This window comes from Tamlana flava, assembly GCF_041287255.1.
Taxonomy (GTDB): domain Bacteria; phylum Bacteroidota; class Bacteroidia; order Flavobacteriales; family Flavobacteriaceae; genus Tamlana; species Tamlana flava.
This window is the reverse complement of sequence record NZ_JBGGTX010000004.1, coordinates 203,696-214,603: the sequence shown is the minus strand read 5'-3', so window position 1 is coordinate 214,603 and position 10,908 is coordinate 203,696. Positions and strand designations below refer to the sequence as shown.

Annotated in this window: 9 protein-coding genes and 1 tRNA gene; 7 read left to right on the top strand and 3 right to left on the bottom strand. The window is 36.1% G+C overall.

What is annotated here, in order from left to right; genetic code table 11:
- Positions 1–7: 7 nt before the first annotated feature.
- On the bottom strand, positions 8–799 hold the full coding sequence (locus ACB104_RS12835) for a polysaccharide biosynthesis/export family protein (RefSeq protein ID WP_370479333.1): 792 nt from the start codon (positions 797–799) through the stop codon (positions 8–10).
- A 104-nt stretch (positions 800–903) separates the two neighbouring features.
- On the opposite strand from ACB104_RS12835, the gene ACB104_RS12830 reads away from it, so the two are divergent.
- From ACB104_RS12830 to secA, 5 genes are all read left to right on the top strand, one after another.
- Positions 904–2,763 carry an ABC-F family ATP-binding cassette domain-containing protein gene (locus ACB104_RS12830; RefSeq protein WP_370479332.1) on the top strand — a complete coding sequence of 620 codons (1,860 nt, stop codon included), beginning with the start codon at positions 904–906 and terminating at the stop codon, positions 2,761–2,763.
- 7 nt (positions 2,764–2,770) lie between these two features.
- Positions 2,771–3,544 (top strand): O-methyltransferase, encoded by a 774-nt coding sequence (locus ACB104_RS12825; RefSeq protein ID WP_370479330.1) that lies wholly within the window; start codon positions 2,771–2,773, stop codon positions 3,542–3,544.
- A gap of 68 nt (positions 3,545–3,612) precedes the next feature.
- Complete coding sequence (locus ACB104_RS12820; protein WP_370479328.1) at positions 3,613–4,185, top strand: cob(I)yrinic acid a,c-diamide adenosyltransferase; 573 nt, start codon at positions 3,613–3,615, stop codon at positions 4,183–4,185.
- Positions 4,186–4,388: 203 nt separating this feature from the next.
- Entirely contained in the window at positions 4,389–4,610 is a 222-nt protein-coding gene (locus ACB104_RS12815) for a DUF2795 domain-containing protein (protein ID WP_019387375.1), read from the top strand.
- 174 nt (positions 4,611–4,784) lie between these two features.
- The gene (secA, locus tag ACB104_RS12810; protein WP_370479325.1) at positions 4,785–8,138 is read left to right on the top strand and encodes a preprotein translocase subunit SecA; all 3,354 of its coding nucleotides are present in this window, start codon (positions 4,785–4,787) and stop codon (positions 8,136–8,138) included.
- A gap of 99 nt (positions 8,139–8,237) precedes the next feature.
- Here the strand turns inward: secA and ACB104_RS12805 are convergent.
- Positions 8,238–8,320 (bottom strand) — tRNA-Tyr (locus ACB104_RS12805).
- A gap of 169 nt (positions 8,321–8,489) precedes the next feature.
- Here ACB104_RS12805 and ACB104_RS12800 point away from each other — a divergent pair.
- Both ACB104_RS12800 and ACB104_RS12795 read left to right on the top strand, forming a co-directional pair.
- On the top strand, positions 8,490–9,269 hold the full coding sequence (locus ACB104_RS12800) for a hypothetical protein (protein WP_370479323.1): 780 nt from the start codon (positions 8,490–8,492) through the stop codon (positions 9,267–9,269).
- A 4-nt stretch (positions 9,270–9,273) separates the two neighbouring features.
- The gene (locus ACB104_RS12795; protein ID WP_370479321.1) at positions 9,274–9,888 is read left to right on the top strand and encodes a deoxynucleoside kinase; all 615 of its coding nucleotides are present in this window, start codon (positions 9,274–9,276) and stop codon (positions 9,886–9,888) included.
- Here the strand turns inward: ACB104_RS12795 and ACB104_RS12790 are convergent.
- Positions 9,885–10,886 (bottom strand): App1 family protein phosphatidate phosphatase, encoded by a 1,002-nt coding sequence (locus ACB104_RS12790; protein WP_370479319.1) that lies wholly within the window; start codon positions 10,884–10,886, stop codon positions 9,885–9,887. The genes ACB104_RS12795 and ACB104_RS12790 overlap by 4 nt on opposite strands.
- Between the last annotated feature and the right edge of the window lie 22 nt (positions 10,887–10,908).

The following is a 10,908-nucleotide window of genomic DNA, read 5'->3' as shown; positions in this document are numbered from 1 at the left end:
GTTACAATTACAAGTTTTTAGTTAAAAAATACGTGGATACAATTACAGAAAATAACGATGCTATAAGGGTTAAATTTTGAACAACAGTTTGACCAGCACCCAAAGCTTTACGTTTTAAAGGCTTGACCAAAATAATATCGTTTGGCTGGATATAATAATATGGAGACTGTGTGGCAGCAAAATCTGTTAAATCGATATGGTGTATTTTTTGTCCGTCTGGGTACTGCCGTATAACCAAAACATCTTTTCTGTCTCCAGTCTGCCTTATATCACCTGCGTTTGCTAATGCTTCAATAATATTGACTCGATCTTGAAAAAGCGTGTGGACCCCTGTTGCAACTTCGCCAATTGTGGTATAACGTAAACCGGCTAGTTTAACAGTAACAAATAATTCAGCGGTTTCCTTAAAGTATTGCTTTAATAATTCGCTTTCAACTTTCCTCTCTATCTCATCGATTGTAAAACCCAAGACATTGATTTCACCTAATATCGGAAACTTGATATTGCCATGTAAATCGACCGTAAACCCATTGAAATAAAGCTGTCCGCCACTTCCTGACTGTGTACTATTAGAGCTTCGAACAGGATTAAAAATATTTACCAATTCCTCATCAAGGGCTTTCACATTGATACTCAAAATATCATTGACTTGAACTCTGTATGGTTTCGAAAGCTCTTTAATTAACTCAGAATCAACAGATTTACCCTTGTCCTGAAGATAAACAATTTCTTTGTTGGTAATACACGATACAGATAGCATACTAACAACCAACAATGAAACAATAAAATAGCTTTTCATATTGAGGCACATGGATTTAAGGCAAATATAAGTTTTAAGCCTTAACAATAAAACTTTTGCTAGATTTTTTGGTTATTTGTGTAATCTTTGCAAAAACATCCATTTTGAATTATTTAACGGTAGAAAACATATCGAAATCCTATGGAGAACTTGTGCTCTTCGAGGATATTTCCTTCAGCATACATAAAGACCAAAAGATAGCGTTTGTTGCAAAAAATGGCACAGGAAAAACCTCAATTTTAAATATTCTTTCTGGTGACGACCAACCCGATTCAGGAAACATTATTTATAGAAAGGACATAAAAGTTTCATTCCTTTCGCAAGACCCAAAATTTGACAGTTCATTGACTGTTGAAGAAGCCATTTTTGTTAGCGATAACCCCATTTTAAAAATAATTGCTAACTACGAAAAGGCACTCCTAAACCCAGAGGACACTGATGCATACCAAATAGCATTTGATGCCATGGAACGCCACCAAGCCTGGGATTTTGAAACTCTTTATAAACAAATCTTATTCAAACTAAAACTAGAAAATTTAGACCAAAAAATTAGCACGCTCTCTGGTGGGCAAAAAAAACGGTTGGCCCTTGCCAATGCTTTAATAAACAAACCTGACTTATTGATTCTAGATGAACCCACAAACCATCTTGACCTTGAGATGATTGAATGGCTTGAAGACTTTTTTACCAAGGAAAACCTAACACTATTCATGGTAACACACGATCGTTATTTTTTAGAACGAGTTTGTAATGAAATCATAGAATTGGACGAAGGAGTACTATACAGTTATAAAGGCAATTATTCGTATTACTTGGATAAACGTGATGCTCGAATTGAAAGGGAAGCCGTTGAAACTGGAAAAGCACAACAGCTTTACAAAAAAGAACTGGCATGGATGCGCAGACAGCCGAAAGCTAGAACAACAAAATCGAAGTCAAGGATTGATGATTTTAACGATATAAAACACCGCGCCCATCAACGCAGAAATGACCATATAGTGCAGTTGGAACTCAATATGGAACGATTGGGGAGTAAGATTATCGAATTTCATAAAGTTTCAAAAGCGTTTAAAGACAAAACCATTTTGAGCGCATTTGATTACACTTTTAAAAAGGGTGAACGTGTTGGCATAATTGGCAAAAATGGCACAGGAAAGACTACCTTTTTAAACATATTGACCCAAACGGCAAAACCAGATTCCGGCAAGGTTGTAAAAGGAGATACCGTAAAATTTGGCTATTACACCCAAAATGGCATCAATATAAAACCTGAACAAAAGGTTATTGATGTTATTCGCGAATTTGGCGATTACATTCCGTTAAAAAAAGGGCGGCAAATTAGTGCCCAACAACTATTGGAGCGCTTTTTGTTCAGTAGAAAAAAACAATATGACTTTGTAGAAAAGCTTAGTGGTGGCGAACGCAAAAGACTCTATTTATGTACTGTTCTTATTCAAAATCCAAATTTTTTAATTCTTGACGAGCCTACAAATGATCTGGACATTGTAACACTCAATGTGTTGGAGGAATTCCTTTTGGATTTTCCTGGGTGCATTATTGTAGTGTCTCACGACCGCTATTTTATGGACAAGGTTGTGGACCACCTTTTTGTTTTTAAAGGCGAAGGCGTTATTGAAGATTTCCCCGGAAACTATACCGATTATAGGGTGTATGAAGACAGCCAACCTGATATTTCAACTATTAGTGAAGATAAAAAGGAAAAAGAATCTTGGAAACAGAATGAAGCCTCGAAATTGAATTTCAACGAGGAAAAGGAATTACGGAATATTGAGAGCAAATTAAATTCGTTGGCTTATGACAAAAAAGAACTGGAAAACAAGTTTAATAACCCAAATCTTTCTCAAGACGACATAAATAAGCTATCTGACGAGTTGCAAAAAATCATTGATATTATTGAGGCCAAGGAAGAGCGCTGGTTTGAATTGTCAGCAAAATTAGAATGACAATTGGATGCTTTATCAATCAATTCAATACATAAAGTTCCTTTTAAAATCCACAAACCAACATGGAGTGCATTCGCCCTTCGTATATAATTTAGTCACCAAATGCTTCTACGATAAGACAAAACACAAAGCCTATTATTCTATTTCATCATACAGAAAAACACTTTTAAAGAACTCTTCTAAAATAAGAGTAACAGATTTAGGGGCAGGTTCGCATGTCATGAAAAATCAGGAACGCAGAGTTTCTAAAATGGCCAGAAATGCTGGTTCCACATGCAAAAGAGCCAAACTTTTATACCGAATCACCTCCTATTTTAAGCCAAAAAACATTTTGGAACTGGGAACGTCTTTGGGTATTTCGACATACGCCATGAGTTTGGAAAACCCAAATGCAAAAATTACAAGTATTGAAGGCTGTCCTAATATTTCAGCTTTTACAAAAAAGCAGTTAGAAAAATTACAAGTGAAAAATGTAAGCATCATTAATGGCGATTTTAATGACGTGATTGCAAAACATGTTTCAAAACAATATGATTTAATTTTCTTTGACGGTAATCACCAAAAAGAAGCTACCTTAAGCTATTTTGAAACCCTTTTACAAACTGCAAATAATGATTCCGTTTTTATTTTTGACGATATTTATTGGAGCAAAAACATGACCGAAGCTTGGGAAACCATAAAAAAGCATCCAAAAGTAACAGTGACTGTAGATACCTTTTTTTGGGGATTTGTTTTCTTCAGAAAAGAACAGGTTAAGGAGCATTTTACCATTCGTGTTTAATGACAAAATATCTATGAAATGATTCAAAAACCTTTTAACTTATCAATTTTTACCTCTAACTTCGTAATATGAAAATTTACACAAAAACAGGCGACAACGGCACCACGGCATTATTTGGCGGTACACGTGTGCCCAAACACCACATTCGTATTGAGAGCTATGGAACTGTTGATGAATTAAACTCACACCTTGGCTTAATTCGCGACCAAAATATAAATCAACATTACAAAGATGTAATTATAGAAGTTCAAAATAAACTCTTTACCATTGGGGCCATTTTAGCTACAGATCCAAAAAAAGCTATTTTGAAAAGTGGTGAAGAGCGCTTGAATATTGAAAAAATTTCTTTAAAAGATATTGAGTTTCTTGAAAAAGAAATGGACAAAATGGACAAAGACCTACCTACCATGACACATTTTGTGCTTCCCGGTGGGCACCAAACCGTGTCATTCTGTCATATTGCCCGTTGTGTGTGCCGTAGGGCCGAACGTTTGGCCTCTGCCCTTAACGATTTAGAACCCTTTGAGGCAAACGCTTTAATTTATTTAAACCGTCTTTCCGACTATCTATTTGTCTTGGCACGAAAGTTGACTTATGACTTGCAAGCAAATGAAATTAAGTGGATTCCTGAAAAAAAATAGTTTTAAAAAAGTTTTAGATTACCTATCATTTTCTTGAGGTTCCACCCAAAAACTTGCCCAACAATTAACGCGCAACAGTAAATTTTTAAAGGTTTCTGGCGCAAAAGAATACGTTCTTAAAATTAATGAATAAATATTTCATTTTTTCCTTGTCTGTTTGAACTAAAAATTTATTTTTGCAAAAAAATTAAACGCATAAAGAAATGTATTGGACTTTAGAATTAGCATCTTATTTAAGTGATGCGCCTTGGCCAGCAACAAAAGACGAATTAATAGATTACGCTATTAGAACGGGTGCTCCATTGGAGGTTGTTGAAAATTTACAGTCAATCGAGGATGAAGGCGATTCATACGATTCGATTGAGGAAATTTGGTCAGATTACCCTACAGACGAAGATTATCTTTGGAACGAAGATGAATATTAAAATAAAAGCATTAAGAATAGTTAAAAAGTCTCGATCTGAGGCTTTTTTTTTGTCGTAAATCTTTATAGAATCATAACATAATGTATCTTTGATTGTTATTTGAGATACTTCAAAAATAGAATAAACAAACAAGAGCTGCACTAGCAAAATAGTGTAACCATAAAACATAAACACATGAATTTTTTAGATTCCATTCTAAAGGTATTTGTTGGCGACAAATCAAAACAAGATGTAAAAGCCATAACCCCTTTAGTTGATAAAATCAAAACCTTTGAAAAGGCTTTGGAAGCCTTAAGCCATGACGAATTAAGAGCTAAAACCGCAGAGTTTAAGGCCAAAATTGCAGAGGCAAATAAAGATATTAATGACCAAATCGCAAATCTTTTACAAGAGGCTGAAAACACCGAAGACATTGACCAACGTGAAGATATTTACGAGCAAATAGACAGCCTTAAAGATGACGCTTACAAGATTACCGAAGATGTTTTGAACGATATTTTGCCCGAAGCTTTTGCGGTTGTAAAAGAAACGGCAAAACGCTTTGTAAACAGCACTTCAATAACAGTAACTGCCAATGAATTCGACCGAGCACTTTCTGGTGAAAAAGACTATGTTGTTCTAGAAGACGACAAAGCTGTTTGGGCAAACTCTTGGGATGCCGCGGGAAAACCCATTACCTGGGATATGGTGCATTACGATGTACAGTTAATAGGTGGTATTGCATTGCACCAGGGCAAAATTGCCGAAATGCAAACAGGTGAAGGTAAAACGCTTGTGGCTACCCTACCTGTTTACCTAAATGCGCTGGCTGGTAAAGGCGTACACCTTGTAACGGTCAACGATTATTTGGCCAAACGTGATAGCGCTTGGATGGCTCCAATTTTCGAGTTTCATGGCTTAAGTGTAGATTGTATTGATTACCATCAACCCAACTCAGCTGCGCGCAGAAAAGCTTACAATGCCGATATTACCTACGGAACAAACAACGAATTTGGTTTTGATTACCTACGGGATAACATGTCGCACGCACCAGAAGATTTGGTTCAGCGCCCACACCACTATGCCATTGTGGATGAGGTGGATTCGGTTTTGGTTGATGATGCCCGTACACCTCTTATTATTTCTGGTCCCATCCCAAAAGGTGACCGTCACGAGTTTAATGAACTAAAACCAAAAGTTGATGATATCGTTGCGGTTCAACGCAAATATTTGACCGGTGTTTTGGCCGAAGCCAAAAAATTAATTGCGGCTGGCGAAACCAAAGAAGGTGGTTTCCAATTGCTGCGTGTATACCGTGGAATGCCTAAAAACAAGGCGTTGATAAAGTTTTTATCCGAAGAAGGTGTGAAGCAACTGCTTCAAAAAACCGAAAATTTCTACATGCAAGACAATAACCGCGAAATGCCCAAAGTTGATGCGGAGTTGTACTATGTTATTGAAGAAAAGAATAATCAAATTGAATTGACCGATAAAGGGGTTGAATATATCTCGGGAAATGATAATCCAGATTTTTTCATCCTACCAGAAATAGGAGTTGAAATAGCAAAAATTGAAGAACAAGGTCTCTCAAAAGAAGAGGAGGCCAATTTAAAAGAAGAACTGTTCAAAGATTTTGGTGTCAAATCAGAGCGCATCCATACTTTAAACCAACTTTTAAAAGCCTATGCTTTATTTGAAAAGGACACGCAATACGTTGTGATTGACAATAAAGTAATGATTGTTGACGAGCAAACCGGGCGAATCATGGATGGGCGTCGTTATTCAGACGGTTTGCACCAAGCCATTGAAGCCAAGGAAAATGTAAAAATTGAAGACGCCACACAAACCTTTGCAACGGTAACCCTTCAAAATTATTTCAGAATGTATCGTAAGCTATCTGGTATGACAGGTACTGCCGTTACCGAAGCTGGAGAATTCTGGGAAATCTATAAATTGGATGTGGTTGAAATTCCAACGAATCGCCCCGTAGCCCGCGATGATAAAGAAGATTTGGTATACAAAACCAAACGCGAAAAATACAATGCAGTTATAGACGAGGTAACGCAGCTTTCTCAAGCTGGTCGTCCAGTTTTAATTGGTACTACTTCCGTTGAAATTTCCGAATTGCTTGGCAAAATGTTAAGTATTCGTAAGATACCACACAACGTCTTGAACGCAAAACAACATAAAAAAGAGGCCGAAATTGTGGCCGATGCCGGAAACGCTGGCCAAGTAACCATTGCAACAAACATGGCGGGTCGTGGTACGGATATTAAATTATCCAACGAAGTAAAAAAAGCTGGTGGATTGGCCATTGTTGGAACAGAACGTCATGATTCACGTCGTGTGGACAGGCAGTTACGTGGTCGTGCTGGTCGTCAGGGAGACCCGGGAAGCTCACAGTTCTATGTATCTTTGGAAGATAATTTAATGCGTTTGTTTGGTAGTGAGCGTATCGCAAAAATGATGGATAGAATGGGCCTTAAAGAAGGTGAAGTGATTCAACATTCCATGATTTCAAAATCTATTGAAAGAGCCCAGAAAAAAGTTGAGGAGAACAACTTTGGGGTGCGTAAACGATTATTGGAGTATGACGATGTAATGAACGCCCAACGTGAAGTGGTTTACAAACGTAGAAAACATGCTTTACACGGTGAACGTCTTCGCGTGGATTTGGCCAATATGATTTTTGATACTTCGGAAGGTATTGCCGAAACTAACAAAGGCGCCAACGATTACAAAAACTTTGAGTTTGAGTTGATTCGTTATTTTTCAATGAGCTCACCAATTTCGGAAGAGGAATTCGGAAAATTAACGCCCCAAGAAATCACCTCAAAAATTTACAAAACTGCATTTGAACATTATAAAGAAAAAATGACTCGAAACGCAGACATGGCATTCCCAGTTATTAAAAATGTTTATGAAAATCAAGGTGATAAGTTTAAGCGTATTGTAGTACCGTTTACTGATGGCTCCAAAAGCTTAAATGTGGTTACAGACCTTCAAAAAGCCTATGAAACCAATGGCAAGCAATTAATCACCGATTTTGAAAAAAATATAGCCCTTGCTATTATTGATGATGCTTGGAAAACCCATTTACGTAAAATGGATGAGTTAAAACAGTCCGTTCAATTGGCTGTACATGAGCAAAAAGACCCGCTTTTGATTTATAAGTTTGAAGCCTTTGAACTCTTCAAGGCCATGATTGACCAAGTGAATAAAGATGTTATTTCATTCTTGTTTAAAGGTGAATTACCTCAAGAAACACAAAGTACCATTCAAGAAGCTAGAGCGCGTAAACAAGAAAAAGTCCAAACCTCGAAAGAAGAAATTCCTAATATGGATGAACGTGCAGCGCAAAGTAGAGCTGCTGGAAACACGCAACGTAAGGCTGAAGTGGTTGAAACCATAGTGCGTGATAAACCAAAAATTGGGCGCAACGACCGTGTTACGATCAAACACGTTATGAGTGGCGAAAACAAAACCCTAAAATATAAACAGGCTGAACCTTTAATTACCAAGGGTGATTGGGTTTTGGTTGAAGATTAGAGGATAAATCTTTGAAATAAAAAAATCCCATTGGAAATTTCTCCAATGGGATTTTTTTTCTTTTAAAACCAAAAATTAATAGTAGGTTTTGAATACTTGTGGGGAGAGCAGGATTCGAACCTGCGAAGTTAAAAAACAACAGATTTACAGTCTGTCCTCGTTGGCCGCTTGAGTATCTCCCCAAAACCGTGGGCAAATATATCATAGTTATTCATATTATCAAACAAAAAATAGTGCAGCTCCAAAAAAAATTACACTAAAAAAATAAAGTTTCTCAACTTCAATACAATACAACAAAATCTAAGCGTTAATTAACAAAAAACACTTCTGTTTTTGTACTTTTAACATTGTATGAAACACGTCTTTTATCTCCTTTTACTTATATCAACTCCAATTTTTTCGCAAGAAACAATTGAAACAGAATCCATAAAAAAGACAAAGTTGGATATTGACATACTCGTTTCAGCAGACAATTTTGGCAACATCTATTTCACTAAAAGTAATGTTTTATATAAAAAAGGCGAGCAACAAACTACAACCTATAATAATCTCCAATTGGGTAGTATGTTTTCGGCAAATACGTTCAACCCATTAAAAATCAATCTGTTTTATAAAGACTTTAATACCGTTGTTGTGCTTGATAATAGGCTAGCCGAAATCTTTAAAATAGACTTTAACACGCTATCACCATATAAAAATATCACACATATATCTACAGGTTTTGACAACACGATTTGGTTGTTCAATCAAGACACGCAAAAACTTGAACTTTTTGATTACAAAAAGCTTAAAACCAGAGCGCAAACTGCTCCCGTTCAAAGTGATGTTTTAGATTTAAAAAGTGATTACAATTGGTGTTATTTACTCACTAAAAACTTTTTATATGTTTACAATTATTTCGGGAGTCTTGTAAAAAAAATGAAGAACGATGGGTTCACTTCATTTTGCTTAAGTAACGAAAACATTATGTTGAAAAAAGGTGATGTACTGTTTTATTTAAGTAAAAATAACGGCAACCCAATTCGCATATCCACTCCCAATTTTTTAATAAAACAGTTTTCTCTTACCAACGAAACCTTGTATATTTACGACAGCGAAAGCCTTCATGAATTGCAATTAAAAATCAATTAAAACTATGCATATTGCTGTTGCCGGAAACATTGGCGCTGGAAAAACCACTTTAACAAAATTATTGGCAAAACATTATAAATGGGAAGCCCAACTTGAAGATGTTGTGGACAATCCTTATTTGGATGATTTCTATAACCAAATGGCACGCTGGAGTTTTAATTTACAGGTTTACTTCTTGAACAGCAGATTTAGGCAAGTACTTCAAATACGCCAAAGCGGAAAAGATATCATTCAAGACCGAACCATTTACGAAGATGCCCATATTTTTGCACCCAACTTGCACGCCATGGGTTTGATGACCAACCGTGATTTTGAGAATTACAAAACGCTTTTTGATTTAATGGAGTCTTTGGTTCAGGGACCGGATGTTTTAATTTATTTAAGAAGTTCTATACCTAATTTAGTATCCCAAATACACAAACGAGGTCGGGATTATGAAAACTCTATAAGCATTGACTACCTAAGTCGATTAAACGAACGTTACGAAGCTTGGATTCATGGTTACAATAAAGGAAAACTTCTTATTATTGATGTTGACAACCTTAACTTTGTTGACAACCCAGAAGATTTGGGCCTAGTAATCAACACCATTGATGCTGAAATCCACGGACTGTTTTAAGTAGCTATAAAACCATGCTTTTTTGCATGCTGCAGAGCTTGTTCACTACGCTCCACTAAAAGTACTGGTGTGGTTTTATAATTTTCGTATAAATCTTTTACCCTCTTTATTTTCGCTTTATGGTTCACACTTCTTAGATAAATAGCTAAGATATTTTCAGGATACATTTCTGCTATTTCCAAATAAATATACGGATCATGTTCCCCAATATCACCGATAAGTATGAATTTTAAATTGGGGTATGTTTTTAGCAAGTTTAAAATTTCCTTTTGTTTTTGAGGTATATTGGGATTAGATTTTCTTGTGAATGGTTTTGGAAAGTTTCTTAAAATAATGGGGCCTTTCGGAAAATTATGCTTCTTCAAGAAATACTCTAAATACCTGTATAAATTCCATGGGCTGTGGCTTACATAAAAAATAGGATTGGCTTCGTTTCCACTTTTTCCTTGGTGCAACAAATTATAAAACTCTGGGGCGCCTTCAAGTGGCAAACGCTTTCCGGCAGATGTCAACAATGTATTAAAAACTACCCGCCACTTTAACGGGGATGCTATTCCCGTATATAAAATGGTATCGTCAATATCACTAATAATACCAAAAGAAGCTTTATTTGAAGGGATTAACATCTCGGCTGGAAACCTGTTTTTTGATTGAATGGTTCTTTTTGACTTTTCCTTTTTGTACGAGCACTCAAGGTTTACCCAGCCCTCATCGTTAGCAAAAGCACTTAGGTTTTCAACCTTTTCGTCCAATAAAAAATATCCCCTTTCATTAGTTTTTGTGTTGAAGAACTTACTATTTCCAACCTTTATTATAAGTTCGGCATTTTTAATTTCATCCGTTTCAAAACGTTTCCAAGCATTGAACAACAGCTTAAATGCCCCTTTTTGTTCTAAGTCGATGCTTTCATCTTCTAAAGCTCGACCTCTTAGATACAAATGATTAGCCTTTCCATAGGTTTGAAAAGCAATTATTTGAAGCGGATCTTTTTTAAACATTCTACCTATTTAAAACATTCTA